Origin of the sequence: Methanobrevibacter sp. (genome assembly GCF_045116495.1) — an archaeon.
In the GTDB taxonomy this organism is placed as follows: domain Archaea; phylum Methanobacteriota; class Methanobacteria; order Methanobacteriales; family Methanobacteriaceae; genus Methanocatella.
Genome location: NZ_JBGULU010000122.1, coordinates 1 through 23,148 on the forward strand (window position 1 = coordinate 1; position 23,148 = coordinate 23,148).

20 protein-coding genes are annotated in these 23,148 nt (G+C 33.8%); 14 read left to right on the plus strand and 6 right to left on the minus strand.

What is annotated here, in order from left to right:
• The first annotated feature begins 392 nt into the window (after positions 1-392).
• Positions 393-1,145 (plus strand): formate dehydrogenase accessory sulfurtransferase FdhD, encoded by a 753-nt coding sequence (gene fdhD / locus ACJMLH_RS06560; protein WP_405275932.1) that lies wholly within the window; start codon positions 393-395, stop codon positions 1,143-1,145.
• 1 nt (position 1,146) lies between these two features.
• On the opposite strand, the gene hxlB is transcribed toward fdhD, so the two are convergent.
• Positions 1,147-1,737: a 6-phospho-3-hexuloisomerase gene (gene hxlB / locus ACJMLH_RS06565; protein WP_405275934.1), complete on the minus strand. Its 591-nt coding sequence runs from the start codon at positions 1,735-1,737 to the stop codon at positions 1,147-1,149.
• A gap of 64 nt (positions 1,738-1,801) precedes the next feature.
• Between hxlB and ACJMLH_RS06570 the strand changes: the two genes are divergently transcribed.
• From ACJMLH_RS06570 to thiC, 3 genes are all read left to right on the plus strand, one after another.
• Positions 1,802-2,671, plus strand: coding sequence for a LysR family transcriptional regulator (locus ACJMLH_RS06570; RefSeq protein WP_405275936.1), 870 nt, complete (start codon positions 1,802-1,804; stop codon positions 2,669-2,671).
• Between the two features lie 163 nt (positions 2,672-2,834).
• Positions 2,835-3,749 (plus strand): carbohydrate kinase family protein, encoded by a 915-nt coding sequence (locus ACJMLH_RS06575; protein WP_405275938.1) that lies wholly within the window; start codon positions 2,835-2,837, stop codon positions 3,747-3,749.
• Positions 3,750-3,993: 244 nt separating this feature from the next.
• The gene (thiC, locus tag ACJMLH_RS06580; RefSeq protein WP_405275940.1) at positions 3,994-5,292 is read left to right on the plus strand and encodes a phosphomethylpyrimidine synthase; all 1,299 of its coding nucleotides are present in this window, start codon (positions 3,994-3,996) and stop codon (positions 5,290-5,292) included.
• Positions 5,293-5,331: 39 nt separating this feature from the next.
• On the opposite strand, the gene ACJMLH_RS06585 is transcribed toward thiC, so the two are convergent.
• Positions 5,332-8,307, minus strand: coding sequence for a BspA family leucine-rich repeat surface protein (locus ACJMLH_RS06585; protein ID WP_405275942.1), 2,976 nt, complete (start codon positions 8,305-8,307; stop codon positions 5,332-5,334).
• Between the two features lie 201 nt (positions 8,308-8,508).
• Between ACJMLH_RS06585 and lysS the strand changes: the two genes are divergently transcribed.
• On the plus strand, positions 8,509-10,092 hold the full coding sequence (lysS, locus tag ACJMLH_RS06590) for a lysine--tRNA ligase (protein WP_405275944.1): 1,584 nt from the start codon (positions 8,509-8,511) through the stop codon (positions 10,090-10,092).
• A gap of 19 nt (positions 10,093-10,111) precedes the next feature.
• Here the strand turns inward: lysS and ACJMLH_RS06595 are convergent, their stop codons facing one another.
• From ACJMLH_RS06595 to ACJMLH_RS06605, 3 genes are read right to left on the minus strand one after another with little or no spacing between them, the layout of a single operon-like run.
• Positions 10,112-10,498 (minus strand): hypothetical protein, encoded by a 387-nt coding sequence (locus tag ACJMLH_RS06595; RefSeq protein WP_405275946.1) that lies wholly within the window; start codon positions 10,496-10,498, stop codon positions 10,112-10,114.
• A complete protein-coding gene (locus ACJMLH_RS06600) occupies positions 10,498-10,968 on the minus strand; it encodes a nucleoside deaminase (RefSeq protein ID WP_405275948.1) in 471 nt (156 codons plus the stop codon). The genes ACJMLH_RS06595 and ACJMLH_RS06600 overlap by 1 nt, the downstream gene beginning before the upstream one ends.
• A gap of 35 nt (positions 10,969-11,003) precedes the next feature.
• The gene (locus tag ACJMLH_RS06605; RefSeq protein ID WP_405275950.1) at positions 11,004-11,984 is read right to left on the minus strand and encodes an acyltransferase; all 981 of its coding nucleotides are present in this window, start codon (positions 11,982-11,984) and stop codon (positions 11,004-11,006) included.
• A 157-nt stretch (positions 11,985-12,141) separates the two neighbouring features.
• Between ACJMLH_RS06605 and polC the strand changes: the two genes are divergently transcribed.
• From polC to ACJMLH_RS06650, 9 genes are all read left to right on the plus strand, one after another.
• Positions 12,142-15,453, plus strand: a complete 3,312-nt coding sequence (gene polC, locus ACJMLH_RS06610; protein WP_405275952.1) for a DNA polymerase II large subunit — start codon at positions 12,142-12,144, stop codon at positions 15,451-15,453.
• 255 nt (positions 15,454-15,708) lie between these two features.
• Positions 15,709-18,027, plus strand: coding sequence for an anaerobic ribonucleoside-triphosphate reductase (gene nrdD / locus ACJMLH_RS06615; protein ID WP_405275954.1), 2,319 nt, complete (start codon positions 15,709-15,711; stop codon positions 18,025-18,027).
• Between the two features lie 257 nt (positions 18,028-18,284).
• Positions 18,285-18,770 (plus strand): hypothetical protein, encoded by a 486-nt coding sequence (locus ACJMLH_RS06620; RefSeq protein ID WP_405275956.1) that lies wholly within the window; start codon positions 18,285-18,287, stop codon positions 18,768-18,770.
• Between the two features lie 526 nt (positions 18,771-19,296).
• Positions 19,297-19,587: a 50S ribosomal protein L21e gene (locus ACJMLH_RS06625; protein WP_405275958.1), complete on the plus strand. Its 291-nt coding sequence runs from the start codon at positions 19,297-19,299 to the stop codon at positions 19,585-19,587.
• A gap of 5 nt (positions 19,588-19,592) precedes the next feature.
• Positions 19,593-19,937, plus strand: a complete 345-nt coding sequence (locus ACJMLH_RS06630) for an RNA polymerase Rpb4 family protein (protein ID WP_405275960.1) — start codon at positions 19,593-19,595, stop codon at positions 19,935-19,937.
• Between the two features lie 171 nt (positions 19,938-20,108).
• On the plus strand, positions 20,109-20,738 hold the full coding sequence (locus tag ACJMLH_RS06635) for a DUF655 domain-containing protein (protein ID WP_405275962.1): 630 nt from the start codon (positions 20,109-20,111) through the stop codon (positions 20,736-20,738).
• 8 nt (positions 20,739-20,746) lie between these two features.
• A complete protein-coding gene (gene rsmA, locus ACJMLH_RS06640) occupies positions 20,747-21,619 on the plus strand; it encodes a 16S rRNA (adenine(1518)-N(6)/adenine(1519)-N(6))-dimethyltransferase RsmA (protein WP_405275964.1) in 873 nt (290 codons plus the stop codon).
• A 6-nt stretch (positions 21,620-21,625) separates the two neighbouring features.
• A complete protein-coding gene (locus ACJMLH_RS06645) occupies positions 21,626-22,210 on the plus strand; it encodes a HemK2/MTQ2 family protein methyltransferase (RefSeq protein WP_405275966.1) in 585 nt (194 codons plus the stop codon).
• Positions 22,211-22,225: 15 nt separating this feature from the next.
• On the plus strand, positions 22,226-22,384 hold the full coding sequence (locus ACJMLH_RS06650; RefSeq protein ID WP_405275968.1) for a hypothetical protein: 159 nt from the start codon (positions 22,226-22,228) through the stop codon (positions 22,382-22,384).
• A gap of 9 nt (positions 22,385-22,393) precedes the next feature.
• Here the strand turns inward: ACJMLH_RS06650 and dapF are convergent.
• The coding region (gene dapF, locus ACJMLH_RS06655) for a diaminopimelate epimerase (RefSeq protein WP_405275970.1) at positions 22,394-23,148 on the minus strand (755 nt) is incomplete at its 5' end.

The window sequence follows — 23,148 nt, forward strand, 5'->3', positions numbered from 1 at the left end:
GTTCATCATAGTCTTCCATATTCACCATATAATCACCTTATAAACTTAATTTAATCATGCATTCAAATCTCTTCGGTTATCCAATCAATCGTTTAACAACACATATTATAATTATTATATTATGATGCCCAAATGACTAAAATCAGATACACAATACGATAAGAATATATATTTATAACATTTTAAATAATTTTCTAAAATTAAAAATATATTAAAATACTTAAAAAATGAAACGAATGAATAAGATATCGTTGAAATACAAAATATAATAATTTAATTGATAAACAGCTTATCTCCTGACGACAATAATATGAAAAAAAATATTAACAGTAAAATGCAACATGTCGAAAAATTATTAACAACCGTTATTGAAAGATATTATTGAGATGATTATGATGAAGGTAGAAGAAATTGATGCCATTAACTATAAAAACAATGAGGCAACAGAAGCTAAAGAAAAAGTCGTCCTTGATGAAACAATAACTCTAACCATCAACAATGAAATCAGCCGCAGCCTATCGGCTATTGAAGATTCACTTGAAGAATTTGCAGTAGGATATCTTTTTAATGAAAATATGGTAAATTCAATGGATGCAATTAAAAAAATTGAAGTAAATGGAGTTCAGATTAATGCTGAAATTGATGATACCCTTTTAAAAACAAATGAAACAGTATTGTGTTCAGATTCCGCCGGAGGATGGAGAAGCAAAATAAAGCATGTCAATCCAGTACAATCCACATTCCAGGTACATGTTTCTGAATTGATTGACAGAATTGAAGAGCTGAAAGACAATGCAGAAATCTGGCAGGCTACAGGCGGAACACACGTTGCAGGAATTGTCTATAAAGACCAATTTGTTGTAAAAGAAGATGTTAGCCGCCATGTTGCAGTGGATAAAGTTATTGGATATGGTTTATTGCATGATTTTGACCTGTCACAGTCATATGTAATCTATAGCGGAAGAATGCCTGCGGACATGGTTATAAAAATGACAAGAGCCGGAGTGCCAATTTTAGCATCAAATGCCGCTCCAGCCAATTCAGGATACAATATTGCAAAAAAAGGAAACATTACACTTGTCGGATTTTTAAGAGGCCAACGCTGTAATGTATATAATAATCAAAATAGAGTAATTTTTGACTAAATTACTCTAAATTGGCATGTCTTTTTCCTAAATCAGTTTCTGTCTGTTGCTTTTTTTCCATTAACTCAGAAACGATTGCATCTAAAAATACCAATGTAGTCAACTCGAAAGCAGTACCGAGAGGAGTTAATGAAGTATAGTTACCATGAATCTGACGCTTCATATAATTTTCATCATCAACTTCCTGTTTTGTCCTACCTTTAACCAAAAGATAACTATCAGATAATTTACCAAGGGTAGACTCTGGGTAAGAGGTTACAGCCAATACTCTGGAACCTTTATCTTTAGCAATTTTTGCAGCAGAAACTATGGTGTTGGTTTCACCGGAACCTGAAACAGCAATTATACAATCATTTTCATGAATTGCAGGAGATATGGTTTCACCGACAACATAAGCGCTTAAACCCAAATGCATTAATCTCATTGCAAATGCCTTTGCTGCAAGACCTGACCTTCCCGCACCTGTTACAAAAATATTTTCAGCCTTTAAAATTTCATTTTCAAAACTCTCAACAGTATCCTTATCCAAATATTCAACAGCATTTTCTATATTATTTAATATAGCATTAATTGAATCCTTCATTATTTCCATTTTATCTACCCAGAATAGTTAAACAATATAATTATAATTATGATTAAATAATTATATATAATTAATGAAATTAGAAAGTAGAGGTTTAATCAGCTTAGATATAAATGGTACGATATATGACTATAAACTATATCAAAGCCTAGAATCATTATCCAGAACAAAATCCCAAAGGCAATCAGCAAAAGAGTTAAATATTTCACATACTGTTTTTAATCGAAGATTACTCAAAGCCGAAGAAAAATTAGGATTTAAGATAACTGAAAAAGTAGGCAATGGAACAATATTGACTAAAAATGGGCTGGAACTGCTTGAAGAATTTCAGAAGTATCAAATAAAAATCGAAGAGCCTTCAAACATAAATATTGTTGGAGGCCACATCAGTTCAGGACTTCTGGAAAGTATAAAACACCCATTTGCTACAAATATCTACAGCAGCAGTGACAGAGACGCATTTGAACTTGCCAAACGGGGCGCTGTTGATATTTTAACATTGGATGATCCGTTAATTGCCTATGAAAGAGATATTGATTTTACACCGATAGCCTACGATTACCTCGTTTTAATTTCAAGCCCGAATTGCGAAGATATAAAAAGTATTAATGATTTAAATGGCCTTGATTTTGTAAATGTAACCGGTTCAGCCCAAAGACTTGCATGGAATACACTGAAACATTATGATATTGATTACAATATCACTTATAAAGTCAATTCACAATTTGATGCTTTCAAGTTGGTTAAAAATTCTGAAAACTTGCACTGTTTTTTAAATGCAAGCTATTTTAAAGGAAATGAATTGTTAAAGTTCGATACACGACATGTAATCAGTCTGATTAAAGTCAACGAAGATAAACAAGAAGTTAATGAATTCATTGAATATTTATTAAACGATGGCCAGAAAGAAATAAGAAATCAGGGTTTTACTCCTATACAATAATACTCATCAAATGCTCTCGGCAAAAAGAAAACTTTTATTAAAAATATAAATTAATTACACATTATGTGATTTTGCATAGTTATGAAATTTCATTTATATGTCACTCAAAACATTAAATAACTATAAAATCCAATATTAAATTGAAATATAAAAAGGCGATATTATGGCAAAAAACAGAGATTTACTAGCAATTGGTCACTCTGCTCATGATTACATTATTAGAGTGCCTGAATTTCCGAAAGCAAACTTTTCAGCACCAATAACCAACATGAAAACCTTCAACGGTGGTGCAGCGGCTAACGTTGCATGTGTTGGTGCAAAATTAGGATTAAAAACTTCATTGGTTTCAGCTGTTGGTGGAGATTTCAAGAAAACAGAATACTTTGAACATATGCAAAACCTAGGTATTGACACCGATTCATTAATCTATGTCCCAGGTGAAGCTACCCCTACCGCATTTGTCCTTACCAATGATAACGATGATCAAATCAGTTACTTCTACTGGGGAGCAGCACGTGAATTTGCTGACAGTAAAGTACCTACCGCTGCAATTAAAAATGCTGAAGCAGTTCATTTAGCAACCGGCGATCCTAATTTTAATTGGAAATGCTCACAGGAAGCAAAAGATGAAGATTTACTCGTTTCATTTGACCCTGGCCAAGACCTTGGAATGTATGATACCAAAAAATTATGTGACGTGATACAAAACAGTACCATATTATTTGGAAATCATCATGAAATTGAAAGGATATTAAATGCTCTAGAAGTCGATTTAGCAGGTCTTAGAGAGTTAGGACCAAAAATAATCGTGAAAACCTGTGGAGCACAAGGCAGTGAGATTTACTCAAATGAAGAAAAAATCAAAATCGATGCAATTGAAAGAGAAGCTATTGATCCAACCGGAGCAGGAGATTCCTACAGAGCAGGATTTTTAACAAGATTCCTAAATGGAGAATCTTTAGAAGAATCTGCAAAATTCGCATCTACAGTATCATCATTTATTGTAGAGCATCAAGGCTGTCAAACCAATATGCCTACATTTGATGAGGCATTTGAAAGAATGCAAGAATTTTACTAAATTCTTTTCTTTTTTTATTTTTTTTAAAGCAAACTTTATTTATATCAATAAGGCTTTAATTTTGATATACTAAGTGAAAAATAACTATTTTTTAAAAAAAAATTTACATATATCAATAAAGTTTGAATTAACAATAATCCAATTAATTTAAATACTATTAAATAAATATAACACAATATCAATCTTTGATGAAAAAATCATAAAATAAATTTGACTGTTTAATCTATAATCAAGGAGGAAAATAATGACACAGATTAGTGATGCAAAAAAAGGCATTTTAACTGATGAAATGAAACACGTTGCAGAAATTGAAGGTGTTTCAGAAGATTTCATTTTAAAATCAGTAGCCCAAGGTACTATCGTAATACCAAGTAACGTTAATAGAGATATCGAAGCATCAGGTATTGGTGCAGGATTAAGAACAAAAGTAAACGCAACCGTAGGTACTTCAACCGATATTGTCAACTTTGATGAAGAAGTCTTAAAAGCACAAATCGCAATTGACAACGGTGCAGACTGTTTAATGGAATTAAGTATCGGAGGAGACCTGGATGTAATAAGAAACAGAGTCCTGGACATGTCCCCATTGCCAGTAGGTTCCGTACCAGTTTATCAGGCTGCTATTGAAAGTATCAGAAGAGACGGTTCTGTAGTTTACATGACTGAAGATGACTTATTTAACACCATCGAAAAACAAGCAAAAGATGGTATTGACTTTATGGCAGTCCACAGTAGTATCAACATTGAAACCTTAACCAGACTCAAAAGACAAGGCCGTGTAACTGGTTTAGTCTCAAGAGGAGGTTCCTTCATGTCCGGATGGATTGTTGAAAACGAACAGGAAAATCCATTATATGCTAACTTCGATTACGTTTTAGAAATTGCAAAAGAACACGATGTAGTTCTTTCACTTGCTAACGGTATGAGAGCAGGGTCCATTGCCGATTCAACCGACAGGGCACAAATACAAGAATTGATCATTTTAGGAGAATTAATCGACAGATCCCGTGAAGCCGGTGTACAATGTATGATTGAAGGACCAGGACACATCCCAATCAACGAAATCCCAACCAACGTAATGATTCAAAAGAAAATGTGTTCCAACGCTCCTTTCTACATGTTAGGACCTATTGTATGTGACGTTGCACCAGGTTACGATCACATCGTATCTGCAATCGGTGCAGCATCTTCTGCAAAAGCCGGAGCAGACTTCATCTGTTACGTAACCCCTGCAGAACACTTAGCTTTACCTAACCCTGATGATGTTAGAGAAGGTGTTATTGCAACCAAAATTGGAGCTTATGCTGGAGACCTAGCAAGTGGCCAAATTGATGGTTCACAAGACCTTGCAATGGCAGAAGCTCGTAAAAATCTCGATTGGGAAGCACAATATGCTTGTGCAATGTTCCCTGAGGCTGCACGTGCAAAAAGAGACCAAAGACCTCCTGAAGAAGAAGACACATGTACCATGTGCGGTAACTACTGTGCAGTAAAAATCGTTAACGAATGGTTGGATCAATCCGATTCTGACTTAATTAAATAGATATTCTTATCTATTTAAACTTCTTTTTTTTATTTTTAATTATTCATATCCCAGTTCTTTTAATCTCTTTTTAGATTTGTTTCTGATATTTAATTGAGGTGAAGAAAAAGCGAGATTTATTAAAAAGTCTTCATCTAAAATATTGGCAATTGCCGCAATGCAGACAGACTCGTCAGCCTCATTTTTAATAATGTCTATTAAAACATTTGAATTTTTAATATTATTAACTGCAACTCGGCGAATCTCAGGATTATGATCATGCGTTGCCAGATATCTTAAAAGGGAATTATCTTTAATTTGTTCTATTGCAGCGCAACGAACACGGATATTTTTATCATTAGTTGCAATTTTATTTAAAATGTTTTCATCCTTAATCTTTTCAATAGCTGCAATGCGAACATTAACATCTTTATCTTTTATTGCAACCTTATTTAAAATATCTTGATTGCGTATACGGCCAACTGCAACATAACGAATTAGATTACATTCATCATTGATAACCAAATCATTTAAAATTACATCATATTGAATGCCCCTAACTGCAGCATAACGGACATCACTTGATGAATCCTTTTTGAATACTTCAATTAAGATGTTTTCATCACGGATACGTTTAATAGCAACTTTACGGGCCCACCAGTATTCATTATTGAGTGCAACATCCTTTAAGAAAGATTCATCACTGATGGCCACAATGTCTGAATAAGTAAATTTATTGCTAATTTCAAAACTATTGTTTCCTTCATTTAAAATATCCAAAAGTATTGTTTCATCCCTAATATTTTTTATCGCCATGCGACAAACCTCTTCATCAATTTCGTGTTTAGCTATATCCAATAGAATATTTTCATCTTTAATCCTTTGAACAGCTAATTTACGAAGGTAGGGAATTTTTTCATTTATCATAATGTCCAATAATGTTGTTTCATCTTTAATGAGTTTAATAGCCGCTTCACGAACATAACCTTTGTAATCAAATCTTGCAATATCCCTCAATACCAACTCATCGTTTATTTTTTCTATTGCCTTTAGGCGATTCTTTGGATTTAAATCATATTTTGCAATTTTTACATATCTTTCTTCATCTGTTATTGCAGCGGTATCATAAGTGTCAGTTTCTTCGATAGACATATAATCAATTTCTTCCACATGCCCTTCATACCATTTTGGAACTTTCTTTAAGTTGTAACAGCCATTAAATGTAGTCAATAACATTTCTGCATTGCTTACGTCCCAATCATCTAAAGATGAAGCATCAACTAAAGACATGCATTCATTAAACATCGATATCATCTTGCTTACCTTAGACATGTCCCATCCTGCCAAAGGAGAAACATCCACTAAAGAAATGCATCCATCAAAAACATTAGACATGTTTTCTACATTGGAGACATTCCAATTGGCTAATGGGGAAACGTCAACTAAAGAAATACAATTTCTGAATGAATCCCTCATATCCACCAAATTCGATACGTCCCAACTGGATAATGCGGAAATATCTGCTAAATTATCACAATTTCCAAAAATTCCGCTAATTACATTAACATTAGATACATCCCAATTACTTAATGCGGAAATATCTAGAAGATTAATGCAATCTTCAAACATTCCTCCGATTCGCTTTACATTTGATAGATTCCAGCTAGCTAATGGGGAAACATCAACTAAAGACTCACAATGCCTGAACATGACTGACATTCTATCTGCTTTTGATACATTCCAGCTAGCTAATGCAGAAATATCCTCCAAAGACTTGCAGCCTGAAAATAGGTTTCTCATTTTTTTGACATTACTTACATCCCAGTTAGCCAACGCGGAAATATCTGCCAGAGACCGGCAATTTTCAAATAAAAAATCTATGGCATCTACATTTGACACATCCCAGTTAGCCAATGCCGAAATATCAACCAAAGATCTGCATGAAGAAAACATTCCGCTGATTTTTTTTACATTAGCTACATTCCAATCACTTAGCGCAGATATATCAGCCAAAGACCTGCACTCCTGAAACATGCCTCCAAATTTTGTTGCATTGGATGTGTCCCAGCCGCTTAATGGGGAAATATCTTTCAGAGACATGCACCCCTGAAACAACCCTCCCATTATTTTTACATGTGAGGTGTCCCAATCACCTAACGATGCAATATCGACCAATGATTTGCAGTTTCTAAATAGTTTAGACATGTCTTTTACATTCGATATGTCCCATGATTCCAAACCTAAAACTTTAATCAGACTTTCACAATTTTCAAAAGTGGAAATCAATTCTTTTGTTTTTCTTGTTGCTCCCCTAGCCACAATAACCTTAACATTTGAAAGGTCTTTGTATTTATTTTTTAAATTTATTTGATTTGACAGGTTTTCACTGATATACAAGATATCATCTGTATTTTCAACTTGACTCCAACTGGTTAAATTAGTACCGTCTTTTAAAATAATCAAAACATCCAAATTTCCCAGATTATCTATGGATGCAGTTGTTGTATTCATCCGTTCGAACTGTTCTACAAAATCAATATGTTTAGATTCCTTAGTGCCTTTATGTTCCTGTGCATTTTTCAATTCCCTTTTAAATGCATTTCTGGATCTGAACTCATATTCCTCTTCAGACATCGCATATTTTAAAATAGCCTGTATGGACCCCAGACTTAGTTTGAGCCCACCTTCCAATATTGTATCTGTCAGATATATTGCAATGAGAGGAATTTCTTCAGAAAGTGCATAATGAATCTCATTTCTGACATTTTTTGATGCTACGGAATTAGGTGAAATGAAAACAACAAACAGTGAACATCCCCCAAGCGCTTCAGCAATCTCTTCTGGCCATTCGCTTCCGGGTGCAATTCCCTGATCATACCAAATGTTAAAACCCATATTTTTAAATCGAGTCAGTTCCGGAAAAACAAAATCAGCATCCATGTGGGCATAACTTACAAAGATATAATCTTCATCGCCCTTATATGCATTAAATGGAGTATTTGCAACATGTGGAAGAATATCACTATCATTATCCATTATTTTCACCTACTTAATTATACTATATTTTAATAAAAATATAAAATTATCTTACTGGTGCAAGAATACCCTACTTCTTTAACTAGAAGATGAATTACACAAATAGATTGGTTTAATTAACTAATCTTTTTATATTATAATAACAAAAATATAGATATACTTATTTTATGATAATTTTTTTTATTAATATGGTGAATATAGATGACACATTGGATTGAAAACATAGCTGATGAATTAAGTAAAATGGATGTAGAAGAACATGTCATTGCAAGTGGAACTTCCATTTCAGGTTCAATACATATTGGAAACTCTTGCGATATATTTATAGCTAATGGAATTGGAAAGAAATTAAGAGAAAAAGGAAAAAAAGCTAAAACAATCTGGATTGCAGATGATCACGACCCACTCAGAAAAGTTCCATATCCTTTACCTGAAGATTACGATAAATACTTAGGAATGCCATATTCCACAATTCCATGTCCTGACGGTTGCTGTGCAAACTTTGTGGAGCACTTTGAAAAACCATTGCTTTCAGTAATGGACGACTACGGAATTGAAATGGAAGCAAAATCCGGTTTTGAAATGTATAAATCCGGAGTATATAACGATTATATAAGAACTGCACTTGAAAATGTTGAAGAAATCAAAGAAATCTTCAACCAATACAGAAGAGAACCTTTGGCTGATGACTGGCTTCCTTACAACCCAATCTGTGACGAATGTGGTAGAGTAAATACAACTTACGCTTATGACTATGACGGTGACATCATAAAATACAGATGTGAATGCGGTCACGATGGTGAAATGGACATAAAATCCGGGAACGGTAAACTCACCTGGAGAGTTGAATGGGCTGCAAGATGGAAAATATTCGGAACAACCTGTGAACCATTCGGTAAAGACCACGCTGCAAGTGGAGGATCATACGATGTAAGTAGCGTAATATCTGAAAAAATCTTTGACTATCCTGCACCATACCCAGTGCCATACGAATGGATTACCCTAGACGGCGAAGCAATGAGTAAATCCCATGGAGTGTTCTTTGCACCTGAAGAATGGTTAAAAATCGGACCTGCTGAAAGTCTTCACTACTACCTGTTCAGATCAAAACCTATGAAAGCAAAAGATTTCTCACCAAAAATGCCTTACTTAGACTTTATTGATCAGTTTGATACAGTTGAAAAAGTATTCTACGATGAAGTGGAAGCACCATCTGAAAAAGAAGAAAGGAAATTCAAGGAAATCTATGAAATAGTCCAAATGACTCCGGACGCACCTTTACCTTTCAGACCACCGTTCAGATTCCTGGTAAACGCTTATCAGATTGCAGGTGATGACCTTGAGAAAATCTTTGATATTCTCAAAAGAAACTCACAATTAACCAAAAGCTTTAAAGATAAAGAATTTGGGGATTTAACAGAATTAGAATTAGCTCAATACAGAGAAAGAGTCGATAATGTAAAATATTGGTTGGACAATTATGCACCTAAATTCGTGAAATTCCAAGTGCAAACTAAAAAAGTTCCTAAATTACCATTGACTGATGAACAAAACAAATTCTTAAGTGATTTAGCTGATTTAATTGAAAATAATGAGTTTTCAGATGCAACAGCACTGCACGATGCAATGTATGAAATCTTAGAAGCTCAAGAATTAAAACCACAAAAAGGATTCCAAGCTATTTACAAAATGATTCTCGGTCAAAAACAAGGCCCAAGAGCAGCATCATTCCTGTTAAGCTTAGACAAAGACTTTGTTGTAAAAAGATTAAGACAAGAAGCTTAATCTTTTAAATTTTCTTTTTTTAAATTAAACTTTTGAACTCTTTTTTAAGTAAAACTTCTTCAGAGTTTTCAACGAATTGATAGTCCAATTTTTCAAATATTTCGATTAAAATATCATCTCTGCTTTCAAAGCTGACAACAACACTTTTAAATTCATAATCCAAAGCTATTTTCTCAAGTTGCCTTATTAATTTATAAGCTATTTTTTCACGGTTGTCATAAGAATTTAAAAACAAAGTTGTGATTTCTGCTGAATCGGCATCATATACCTTAAAACTAGTGCACCCAACAGTTCTGCCGAAATTCATCAAAAGCAAAACTACCTGAGGCTCATTAATTGCACATCCAAATGATGCGCAGAATTCGACAAACCTTTCATCTCTCTCATCAGTTACTACAATTTCCATTATTTAACCTCTGTAGTATTTCCAACTTTAGCAAGCTCTTCATCCCAAATTCCGCAATTCTCACACTTAAATTCTAAAAATAGGTCTCTACATCTCAAGTCATTTAAAACCACTACTTCCACGCCGTTACACTTAAGAAAATTTTCAGCCCCCATCAAAGTAGTGTTTTCACCAATCACGACTTTTGGTATATTATACAGTATTACGGCTCCGGAACACATCGGACATGGAGATAAAGTTGTGTATAATGTACATTCAATATAATCTTCATAATTTAGACGACCCGCATTTTCAATTGCATCCATTTCGGCATGCAAAATTACAGATTCGTCTTGAATCAGTCTATTATGGCCTCTGGATATTATTTCATTATCTTTAACAAGGACAGCTCCGATTGGAATTCCACCTTCATCCAAAGATTTTTGAGCTTCTTTTATAGCTTCACTCATAAAATAATTATCTTGCGTCATTTTAAAAAAAAAAGAATAAAATAAGATGAAATTACTCATCTTAATCTATTGAATAATCCTTTATTGGATTGTTTTTCTAACTCATCTTCAAGTTTTTTGATTGTATTTCGCAAATCAGCTGTTTCTTTTTTAGATTCATTAGATAATTTATCATAGCTACTTTCCTTAAGTTTAAGTTGAGTCCTAAGTGAAGAAATTTCGTTCTTGTAGTCGAAAATTTCTTTTTTATTTTGATTGTCAACTTCTTCCTTATAGTTGCCGAGCTCAATAAGTTCGGATCTTAACTGATCAACTTCATTAGAAAGGTCTATGTTTTCTTTTCTAGATTCGGCTAGTTTATCTTTAATATCATCAAGTTCATTAGAGAGCTGTTTGTTTTCTTTTTTAACATCATCCACATTTATATTAGCTAATTTTTCTTTGTATTCGTCTATTTTAGCTTGTAATTCTTCTCTAACAGAATTAACTTCAGATTCTAATTTATCAGCCCTTACTTTATTGACTGCACCTTCGGCACCAAGTTTTCCTATTTTGTTGCTTAAATCTGCATTAATATCCAATTGATCGAAGTATTTTCTTGTGGTTTTCTCTAATGCACTAGTTAACTCATTTTTAAGATTATTTAACTCTGCATTTTCTTTTTTGAGTTTAGGAATAATCTTATTAGTTAAATAATTAAGTTCACTTGATTGATTAGATAATTTTTCATCTTTTTCTTTTAGTTTGGTTTTCAAATCATCTAATTTAGAATTTTGTTTTTTGGATTTTTTAGTAGCCGGTTTTTCTTTATCAGGTTTTTTAGGTGTTTCCTCAACAACAGGCTCATCAGGAGTCTCATCAACTACTTCCTCAACAACAGGTTCTGCAGGAGCCTCATCAACTACTTCCTCAACAACAGGTTCTGCAGGAACTTCTTCAACAGTTTCTACAGGTTTTTCTTTTCTATTTTTAAGTTTATCTAAATCTAATTTTACTTTTTGGCCATACATGGCATTCATTGGTTTATCGTTTGACATTAAAATCACCAAAATAGCAATTATAATAAAAGTTCAACAACCGAGTACGTAATTAAAAATTATATTTTACAACTATTTAAATGTGATTTTTCACACTTGCAAATATTATTAATATCATGAAAACATATACTATTATAGCGAAATTAATTTTTTATTTGTGGCGATACCAATGGATTATTTTGATAGATTAGAGAAAGAAACCCATCACCTATACGATATAGCTAATGAGGCAAGGTCTAAAGGATTTGATGTTGAAACAGAGACTGAAGTACCTCTTGCAAAGGATTTAGCAGAAAGAGTAGAGGGGCTTGTAGGCCCTGAAGGTGTGGCTCAAAGAATTAAAGAATTAGAACAGGACATTACCAGAGAGGAAGTAGCTTTTGAAATTGCTGCAGAGATTGCATCAGGTAAATTTGAACTTACCGGTGAAAAAGCAGAATGGGATGAAGAACAAAGATGCGATCAAGGTTTAAGAACAGCTTTAGCAATCTTAACAGAAGGAGTAGTGGCGGCGCCTTTGGAAGGAATTTCCGATGTTAAAATTAAAGATAACTTTGATGGAACAAAATATATTGGTGTTTATTTTGCAGGACCTATTAGAAGTGCAGGAGGTACTGCAGCAGCTTTAGCCGTGCTTTTGGGAGATAAGATTAGGCAAGCTATTAATATTGATGAATTTAAACCAATCGATGATGAAATTGAAAGATATGTGGAGGAAGTGGAGCTCTACGAATCCGAAGTAACAAATTTACAGTACTCACCAACACCAGAAGAAGTGAGATTTGCCGCAACACACATTCCTGTTGAAGTTTCAGGAGAACAGACTGACCAGGTAGAAGTTTCACACAGAGATTTGCAGCGTGTTGAAACCAATAACATCCGTGGTGGGGCATTGCTTGCGATGGTTGAGGGAGTAATCCAGAAATCCAAAAAGATTCACAAAATTTCCAAAAAGCTAGGGCTTGATTGGGAATGGCTTACAGAATATTCCAAACCTAAAAAAGAAGATTCTAGTGATGACAGTGGAGGAGACTCTGAAATTGTAAGCGAACCAAAATATATTCAGGATATTATTGGAGGAAGACCAATTTTGGGATATCCTTCTGAGAAAGGAGCGTTCCGGTTAAGATATGGAAGGTCCAGAAATACAGGCCTTGCAACTATGGGAGTGCATCCCGCTACAATGGCACTGCTTGAATTTTTAGCCGTCGGCACACAGCTTAAAATTGAATATCCTGGAAAAGGAAACTGTGTTGTTCCTGTTGATTCTATTGAAGGTCCGACAGTTAAACTTAGAAATGGAGATGTGTTAATACTCGACAGTGTTAAAAAAGCACGTGAAGTTAAAAAGGATGTTGTTGAAATATTATTCTTAGGCGATATGCTTGTTGCATTTGGAGAATTCTTAAGAAACAACCAGCCGTTATATCCTTCAGGATGGGTGGAAGAATGGTGGATCCAATTGCTGACCAGCAGCGAAAAGTTCGATAAGGACAATAATGATTTGGACCTGTATAAGCTCGAATATGAATATTTATCTTCAATTGAAGCTCTCAGATTGTCTAAGGAATATGAAATTCCCCTTCATCCAAAATACACTTACTGTTATAATGACGTGACCATTGATGATTTAAACGAATTGATTGATTTGATTATCAAATGTAAATCAACTTATAAACCAAATGAAGGAATTAAATTAGATTTATCATATCCAAAAAGAGTATTGGAGGTTATTGGCGTTCCACATACCGTCCGTGATGGTAAAATCGTTATTGATAAAGACCATTCCTATGCTCTTTTAGTCAGTTTACCTAAAAAATTGCCTGAAAAAGAGACAACACTCGAAGCGGTTAATGCTATTGCACCTATTGAAATTAAAAATAAGGCACCTGCATACATTGGTACCCGTGTAGGAAGGCCTGAAAAATCTAAAGAAAGATTAATGAGACCTGCACCTCACGGATTATTCCCGATTGGAAATTATGGTGGCTCCAGAAGATTAATTGCAACAGCTGCCAAAAAGGGCAACATTAAAGTTGAGCTGGCAAGAAGGAAATGTACTAATCCCGATTGTGGAATAAGTTCCAACAATTCCCTTTGTCCGAAATGCGGAAGTCCTACTGAAATCACTCCTGCCAAACAGAAAAGCATACCCCTTGCATCAATGCTTAAAAAGGCATCTGACAATGTCAAGGTTAGAAGGGTTGATGAAGTTAAAGGAGTAATGGGTATGATTTCAGAATCAAAACTGGCAGAGCCCCTTGAAAAAGGAATACTTAGAGCTAAAAATGAAGTATTTACATTTAAAGACGGTACAATACGTCATGATTCAACTGATTTGCCTTTAACTCATTTTATTCCAAAGGAAATAGGGGTTACCGTTGAAAAACTTCTTGAAATGGGTTATGAAAAAGATTGTTATGGAAATCCAATTGAAAATGAGGACCAGATTATTGAGCTTAGAGTTCAGGACATTGTTATCTCAGACAATTGTGGAGAATATTTACTTAGAACTGCTCAATTTATTGATGATGAACTTACAAGATTTTATGGAATGGATCCATTTTATAATGTTAAAGAAAAAAGTGACTTGATTGGGCATTTGGTTGCAGGACTTGCGCCGCACACTTCTGCAGGAGTGCTTGGAAGAATTGTAGGATTTACAAAAGCATTAGGTTGCTATGCACACCCATACTTCCATTCAGCAAAACGTAGGAACTGTGACAGTGATGAAGATGCAGTAATGTTGCTTTTAGATGCTTTAATTAACTTTTCAAAATCATACTTACCAAATACTAGGGGAGGAAGTATGGATGCTCCTTTAGTTTTATCTTCTAGAATAGACCCAGAAGAGATAGATGACGAATCTCACAACTTGGACATATTTGAAAGATTCCCTGTTGAATTTTATGAAAAAACATACAGTCCTCTAAAGCCTGCTGAAGTTTTGGAATACATTGACAATGTAGAAATGCATTTGGGAACTCCAGAGCAATATGAGGGATTGATGTTTTCCCACCACACATCAAATATTCATGCAGGACCAACAATATGCCTTTATAAAACCTTACCATCAATGAGAGAAAAAGTTGAAGCACAAATTGCTCTTGCTGAAAGCATTAGGGCAGTTGACCAACGTGGAGTTGTTGAGAAAGTTTTATCTTCTCATTTCTTGCCAGACATTATGGGTAATTCCAGAGCATTTTCTAAGCAGAAGGTAAGATGTACCAAGTGCGGTGCAAAATATAGAAGAATGCCACTTACTGGAAAATGTAGCTGTGGAGGTAATTTAATCCTTTCAGTTTCAAAAGGGTCAGTTACAAAATATCTTGAAATTTCGCAGGAATTGATAGATAGATACCCGATTTCTCCATACCTAAGGCAACGTTTGGAAATTCAAGAGTTTGGAATTAAATCGCTGTTTGAAAGTGACAAATCCAAACAGAGTTCATTGGATGTTTTCTTCTAATGGAATACTCATCAAATGCTCTCGGACATTTTGTTTTAAATATGAAATATATAGTAAATTTCAGAGTATGTAAATAATGTTCGATTTAAGACGAACAATTTATATATGATAATGACCTATGTATTACATAGAAGTTGTTCGTATATTTACGAACAATAATTATACATGTGCCAACATATAGTATAAGCATGTGAGAGAGTACTCTCTCGTTACTTATCATATTTATTAAAACGTAGGAAAAATGGTGTGAAAAATATGGAAAAAATATCAGAATTAGGAAATAAATTAAATGATTCCGCTAAAATTAATGTAGAGAAAAATAACGGAATCAGAGAAAGATTTAGCTATGAAAAATTGTTAAAGTCATTAGTAATGGTTGAAACCCCATTCTTTGAATCTGACAAAATCGTGGCTACAGTAGTATCACAATTATACGATGGTATCAAAACCAAAGAAATCAAAAAAATCGTTTATGAATGCTTAGAAGACATTGATCCTGAAATTGCAAACAAATACTTAGCAAGTACCCAATTAAAAGTACGTACTTCAAGAGACACTATCGAAGCATTCGATTTATCAAAAATCGCTAACACCTTAATTGAAGAGACCGGTGCTAGCCAAGAAACTGCTTTTGAAATTGCTACTGAAACCTGGAAAGAACTCAAAAAATTAAACGTGGAATACTTAACTGCTCCAATGATAAGGGAAATGGTCAACACCAAATTGATTGAATACGGCCTTGAAGACTTAAGAAGCCGTTACACTCGTTTAGGTATCCCTGTATACAACATTACCTCATTAATTGAAAACGGTAACAGGGACAACGCAAACATGATCCACAACCCTGAAAGTATTCACAAACATGTAGCAGATGAAGCATTAAAACAATATGCACTTTTAAAAATGTTACCTGCACATTTAGCAGACGCACACATGTCCGGTGACATTCACATTCACGATTTAGAATTCTTCGCAGGAAGACCTTTAAACTGTCTTCAACATGATATAAGAACTTTCATCAAATACGGACTTAAAGTAGACGGTACCGGTGACCACACATCCATTGCTGGCGCACCAAACCATATGGAAACTTTAATGAACCACACTGGTGAAATCATGCTTGCAGCACAGCAAAACATGTCCGGTGGACAATCAATGTCCCTTTGGAATGTATTCGTTGCACCATTTGCAAGAGGAAGAACCTACGAAGAAATCAAACAAGCTGTTCAAATGCTTATTTACAACTTGAATATGGCTTATGCGGCACGTGGATCACAAGTTCCATTTACCAGTATGGCATTAGAATTTGGCGTACCTGATTTCTTAAAAGAAGAAACCGCTTACGGACCAAAAGGTGAAGTAGTTGGAACCTATGCTGACTTTGAAGATGAAACCAGATTAATCCAAAGAGCATTCACTGAAACTTTACTCGAAGGAGACAATGAAGGTAAACCTCACTTATTCCCAAATACCATTTACACACTCCGTGATGAAATAATGACCAGTGAATACGAAGATGATTTACGTTTAGTTCACGAATTATCTGCAAAATACGGTTCATCATACTTTGTTAACATGTTCCCTGAATACAGAGGAAAAAATGCTAACTATATGGGTTGCAGAACCTGTTTACAAGACACCTGGACTGGTGACTGGGACCAAGACTGTTTAAGAACAGGTAACCTCGCATATGTCACATTAAACTTACCAAGAATCGGATACCAATCCAAAGACGAAACCCAAGTATTCGAATACTTAGATGCATACATGGACTTGGCTGTTGAAACTTTGATGCTTAGAAGAGAACAAGGATTAAAATGTTTAAATGACTTCCACATCTTACCATTCTTAAAACAAGATGTAGGCGGAGAACCTTACTACAGAATCGAAAATTCAACATTATCATTCGGTTTCGTTGGACTTAATGAAATGTTAACTTCACTCTTCGGTGAAGGTATCGAAAATCCTGACTCAAATAAATTCGGTGTAAAATGTATCGAATACATCAATGATAGAGCTAACCAATTAAAAGATGAAACTGGACTAAGATGGTCCGTTATCCAAACTCCAGCTGAATCTACCGCTTACAGATTTGCAACTCTCGATAAAAAACAGTTCGGAGACCAAGCTATCGTACAAGGTGATGGAAATGCTAACTACTACACCAATTCCTCACATGTACCAGTAGACACCGGATTATCATTAATTGAAAAAATCAAAATTGAAGAACAATACCACGGAATTACTCCTGGTGGACACATCTTCCATGCATTCATGGGAGAATCCTACTCCGATCCGGATTCATTAATGAGCTTAACCAATAAAATTGCAAGAAAATCCGATATCGGATTCTGGGCTTACAGCTCAGCATTAAGCTTCTGTTTAAAATGTAAAACTTTAATGAAAGGGTTAAACAATACATGCCCTACCTGTGGAGAATCTGAAGATGTAGAATGGTATGACAGAATTACCGGATACGTACAACAAGTTGGACGTGCAAAATCTGCATCCGGAGGATGGAACCCAGGTAAACGTCAAGAATTAATTGACAGAAGAAGATTCGAAGATAACTAAACAGTTATCTTCTTCACACCATTTTTTACACCAAACCATCAAACTGATTATAATAACTTAAATATTTTACCAAATATATTATAATTGTATATAATTTATGAGATATAATTCTCTAACTCTTCTATTTTTTAACATAAAATGTGGTGAAAAAACATTTAATGTGCACCAGACCCGCAAATAAATGGAATATTACTTATACAATAAACTGCAAAAATTATTATAGTAACATATTTACGTTATGCATATAGGTGGTTTATATGAAGAAAATAATAATTGTTTTAATTGCATTAATTGCAATTGGGGTATCCATCGGCGCTGTTAGTGCTGAAGGATTTAGTTTTTCATTCGGAAGCGAATCAAATTCCGATGGGGGAGATTTTTCATTAAATAATGATAAACTTAGTCTACAAGGCATGGATTTCAAAGTTCCAGCTGGATTTAAAGAAAATGAATCTTCAAGAATGGTAGCAAACGCTACTGAAGCATTTGGTGAAAAATGTAAAGTATCAGGTACTGAATTCTACAACAATGACACCAACATTCTTGTTAAAGTTTTCTTTGCTGATGATGGTGACTTTAAGGACTTAACCGTGGACAACGCAACTAAAAAAACTATTGCAGGCCATGAAGGTTTCATCACTGAAAAAGAAGGCAGAATGCTCTTTGATTATCTTGTTGACGGTAAAATTGTTGAAATCAATTCCCCAGATCAACAAACTCTCGAATCTATATTAAAAGCATAAATAACTTTTTTTTAAGAATGTGACTTTAAGTCACATTTTTTTATTTCTTTAATGAAATTTTTTTCAAAGTACTTCTCAAGACATTCATGGAAACTGGGTCTGATGAAAACTCCTGTGCATATGGATTAACCGTATGATTGATGTTTCAATAACACCAATTTTCTTTTTACTAGACACATCCCGCAATTTAGCGCTTATCAATAGATTATACTTACATTAACGACCACCCCCCTCATAACATGGCCTATTTAATAATTCAAACAATAAAGTTAAGGGTTCGCTAGAATCGTATTTAAATATTAAAAACTGTTCTGACATTAACATGAAATCTTTTATCAAATCACTTTCAAAAACTAAAAGTATATTAATGACATTAAACTAAAAATATAATATTATCATATCACTGATGATAATCAATTATTTTCACATTCTATGTTACTAGTATTTATGGGCTTTTTTAATACTAGGTAGCTGATAACATAGATATAATTATATACCCAGACTAGAACTGATTAGAGGTTATACAATGCAAAGATCAAGAGGATTAAAAAGTAGATCAAGAAAAAAGATGACTAAAGTACAAAGACCTGGTAGAACCAACCCAATTACAAACAGACTCCAAAGATTTGAAGAAGGAGACTTAGTTCACATTACAATTAACCCATCTATCCAAAAAGGTCAGCCAGCTCCTAGATTCCATGGAAAAACTGGTAAAATCACAGGTCAAAAAGGAAAAGCTTATATCGTTTCTTTAAAAGATGGAAACAAAGCAAAACAATTAATTGTTAGACCTGACCACTTAAAATTACAAAACTGAGTTTTATGATTGGAAAAAATATTATTGAAAGTGAACCTATTCCAGGTGCTAAAGTTAAAGAAGTTCTTGAAGAATTTTCTGAGGATAATGAATTAAACTATGAACAGAACATTACCTTAAACCATCTTGCAAGATTCAAAAGATACTCACTCGAAGATTCCGAAGAAATTATTGAAAAACTCCAAGATGAATTTAACTTAAGACCAAAAGTCGCTGTTCATATTGTTGATTTGGTTCCTGAAGATTTAGCGGACTTAAGATTAATCTTTGCTAAAGAACCAAGTAAAGTTGATAACGAAGAAATGAAAAAAATTCTTGAACTTTTAGAACAGTATGATGTTATAGAATAGTTAATAACTATTCCCTTTTTTTATTTATTTTAAAATATAATTTAATATTCAAACAGCAATTTTGCTAACTATTTTTAGATATATTTATTACATTTAAAAATTATAATTAATCATAAGTTATGTTATGGTCCATTTTTTGGACATGACAACAAACAATAGCGAAGTGATATTATGAATAATAATAACAGAAAAAATAAAGCACCAACAGTAAAAAAAGAAGAATATGCTGTTATACTTGATTATTTAAGTAGAGGATATGTTAAATCTGATATGTCCAAATTTGGTGGAAAAGCTATTGCTCAAGCTATTGGTACAGAACAATTCACTTTATTAGAATTAGCTCCTAAAACCGGAGTAGATTTAGAAATTCAAGATACTGTATATATTGGAAAAGGAAAGAGAGATAAGATATATAGAGTTTTAGGGAAATTAAATTTCGAAAATCTGACTGCTACAAGCAGAATAGAATTGGAATATGCTATCCGTGACATTGTAGAAGAAAATGAAGAAAAATTCGTTGAATTCTTCAATACTGCCGATTCAGTAAGTACAAGACTTCACTCCTTAGAGTTAATTCCTGGAATTGGCAAAAAATATATGTGGGATATTATTAAAGCAAGAGAAGAAAAACCTTTCGAAAGTTTTAAAGACATTACCGAAAGATTACCTACCTTAACAGATCCTGCAGGAATGATTGTTAACAGAGTAAAACAAGAATTGGACACTTCAACAGTTAGAAGAGGAAAAAATAAATACTATATATTTACTCAAGCTCCAAGAAAACCTAGGAATTCAAGATAAGTGATAAATTGAATAGTGAATCTTCCCAATCCCTTTCAAAAACAACGAAAAATATTTTAAACCAATACGGGATAAAGTTAAATAAAAATCTTGGTCAGAATTATTTGATTGACAGAAATAAAAGAGACCAGATTGTTAACTTTGGAAACCTAAGCAAAAACGATGTTGTTCTAGAAATTGGAACAGGGATAGGAACACTGACAATTGAACTTGCCAAAAGAGCTGGAAAAGTAATAGCTATCGAACAAGATTCAAACATAGCTAGAATATTAAGCGAAAGACTGAAAAAAGAAAAAATAGATAACGTAGAATTAATTAATGATGATGCATTAAATGTTGATTTCCCAAAATTTAATAAAATCATCTCAAATCTACCTTATCAGATTTCATCACCAATCACCTTCAAATTTTTAAATTACGATTTTGACCTTGCTATTTTAATGTATCAAAAAGAGTTTGCAAGACGAATGAACGGCAGTGTGGGAACTAAAGACTATTCAAGACTATCTGCAATGCTATATTTCAAATGCGATGTGGAAATGCTAACCGATGTAAGCTCTGAAAGTTTTATACCAAAACCAAAAATCGATTCAACAGTCGTGAAGCTAACACCTAAAGAAAATAAGATTTCTAAAGAGGATTTTAAGATATATTCAAATTTTACAAAAGCGCTGTTTCAACATAGAAACAAAAAAATCAGAAATGCGTTAATCGATTCAAGACATGTTATCTGCAGCCTTGATAAGAAAGAAATGAAAGAAAAAATCAACAATATCGAAGACGACACCCTGAATGAATATCTTAAAATGAGAGTAATAGCCATCAAGCCTGAAGAAATACTATTTTTATCAAAAGAATTGAATTTGATCTTGAATGAGTAAGATAATATGAGTGAATTTATTATAAATACTGACGATAACGTTTATATTCCTGCTGAAGACAGCTACCTGCTTGCTGAAAATTTATTGATTAAAGAAGGCGATAATGTCCTTGAAATTGGAACCGGTTCGGGAATTGTTGCAATGTATGCTTCAAGACTGACCGATAAAATAACCGTTACGGACATTAATTTTGATGCATGTGAGCTTGCAAGAAAAAATTTCGAAGCCAACGGCATTGAAAATATAGAGATTTTATTTGGAAATCTATTCGAACCTGTAAAAAACAGAAAGTTTGATGTAATTTTATTTAATACTCCATATCTACCTACAGAAGAAGATGAAGTTATTGACAGCAATTTAAATTATGCATTTGACGGTGGATTAAACGGTAGGAACGTTATAGATTTATTCTTAAATGAAGTGTCAAATCATTTAAATGATGGTGGAACTGTACAGCTAATTCAGTCTTCATTTTCAGATAACAATAAAACCTTGGACCGATTGGATGAACTGGGTTTTATAGCTGAAATTGCAGCTTCTGAACACTTCTTTTTTGAAGATATTACATTAATTAATGCTTATAAACTATAAAAAAGGTGATTAAAAATGGAACAATGGAAAATATCAATTTTAACAGGAATAGCACTTATAATTCTTGCAGCAATATTTGCCGTGATAAGAGGCCACTTAAGTATTTGGCTAATAATAGTAATCGTATTGGGTGTTATTGATATTATATTGGGAATAATCAGAAAAAATAGATAATAAGGAGAATTAGAATTCTCCATCAAAAACAAGCTCCGCTGGACCTTCCATGAAGGCTCCAAGAGCATCTTCTTTTTCATAAACTGTAAATCTTAAGTCTCCACCAGGCAAGTGAAGCAAAATATTTTCATCAAACAAACCAAGTTTGAAACCTGAAATTGCAGTGGATGTTGCTCCGGTACCACATGCCAGTGTTACTCCGGCACCTCTTTCCCAGGTAATCATTTTGCCTTCATTTTTGGAGATGACTTCAACAAAGTGCACATTGATTTTTTCAGGGAAAACTTCATGAGCTTCGATAGCCGGACCGTATTTGTTAATGTCAACATCATCAACATCATCAACAAAGATTATTGCATGAGGATTTCCAACGCTGATAGCTGTCAAGTTGAACTTTGTATCTAAAACGTCAAGTTCCCCGTCTAAAAATTCATCAACGTCGGCAGTCATTGGAATTTCAGGAGTTTTAAAAGTTGATAACCCCATGTCGACTTTGAATAAAACCGGTTCATCATCTTCCAATGTGATTTCAATGGTTTTTATTCCGGCTCTTGTTTCAACAGTCATTTTTTCCTGTTTTAAAATGCCTTTTCTGTAGACAAAATCACCAAAACATCTGATTCCATTTCCACACATTTCAGCTTCGCTTCCATCAGGATTGAACATTCTGTAACCAATATCCGCCACTTCAGACGGTTCTACAAACAATACTCCATCTCCACCTACTCCAAAGTTTCTGTGGCATAATATTCGGCATGCTTCCG

Coding starts and splice junctions, on each gene's coding strand:
- fdhD (WP_405275932.1), top strand. CDS start 393: ATGATGAAGGTAGAAGAAATTGATGCCATTAACTATAAAAACAATGAG.
- hxlB (WP_405275934.1), bottom strand. CDS start 1,737: ATGGAAATAATGAAGGATTCAATTAATGCTATATTAAATAATATAGAA.
- ACJMLH_RS06570 (WP_405275936.1), top strand. CDS start 1,802: ATGAAATTAGAAAGTAGAGGTTTAATCAGCTTAGATATAAATGGTACG.
- ACJMLH_RS06575 (WP_405275938.1), top strand. CDS start 2,835: ATGGCAAAAAACAGAGATTTACTAGCAATTGGTCACTCTGCTCATGAT.
- thiC (WP_405275940.1), top strand. CDS start 3,994: ATGACACAGATTAGTGATGCAAAAAAAGGCATTTTAACTGATGAAATG.
- ACJMLH_RS06585 (WP_405275942.1), bottom strand. CDS start 8,307: ATGGATAATGATAGTGATATTCTTCCACATGTTGCAAATACTCCATTT.
- lysS (WP_405275944.1), top strand. CDS start 8,509: ATGACACATTGGATTGAAAACATAGCTGATGAATTAAGTAAAATGGAT.
- ACJMLH_RS06595 (WP_405275946.1), bottom strand. CDS start 10,498: ATGGAAATTGTAGTAACTGATGAGAGAGATGAAAGGTTTGTCGAATTC.
- ACJMLH_RS06600 (WP_405275948.1), bottom strand. CDS start 10,968: ATGACGCAAGATAATTATTTTATGAGTGAAGCTATAAAAGAAGCTCAA.
- ACJMLH_RS06605 (WP_405275950.1), bottom strand. CDS start 11,984: ATGTCAAACGATAAACCAATGAATGCCATGTATGGCCAAAAAGTAAAA.
- nrdD (WP_405275954.1), top strand. CDS start 15,709: ATGGAAAAAATATCAGAATTAGGAAATAAATTAAATGATTCCGCTAAA.
- ACJMLH_RS06620 (WP_405275956.1), top strand. CDS start 18,285: ATGAAGAAAATAATAATTGTTTTAATTGCATTAATTGCAATTGGGGTA.
- ACJMLH_RS06625 (WP_405275958.1), top strand. CDS start 19,297: ATGCAAAGATCAAGAGGATTAAAAAGTAGATCAAGAAAAAAGATGACT.
- ACJMLH_RS06630 (WP_405275960.1), top strand. CDS start 19,593: ATGATTGGAAAAAATATTATTGAAAGTGAACCTATTCCAGGTGCTAAA.
- ACJMLH_RS06635 (WP_405275962.1), top strand. CDS start 20,109: ATGAATAATAATAACAGAAAAAATAAAGCACCAACAGTAAAAAAAGAA.
- ACJMLH_RS06645 (WP_405275966.1), top strand. CDS start 21,626: ATGAGTGAATTTATTATAAATACTGACGATAACGTTTATATTCCTGCT.
- ACJMLH_RS06650 (WP_405275968.1), top strand. CDS start 22,226: ATGGAACAATGGAAAATATCAATTTTAACAGGAATAGCACTTATAATT.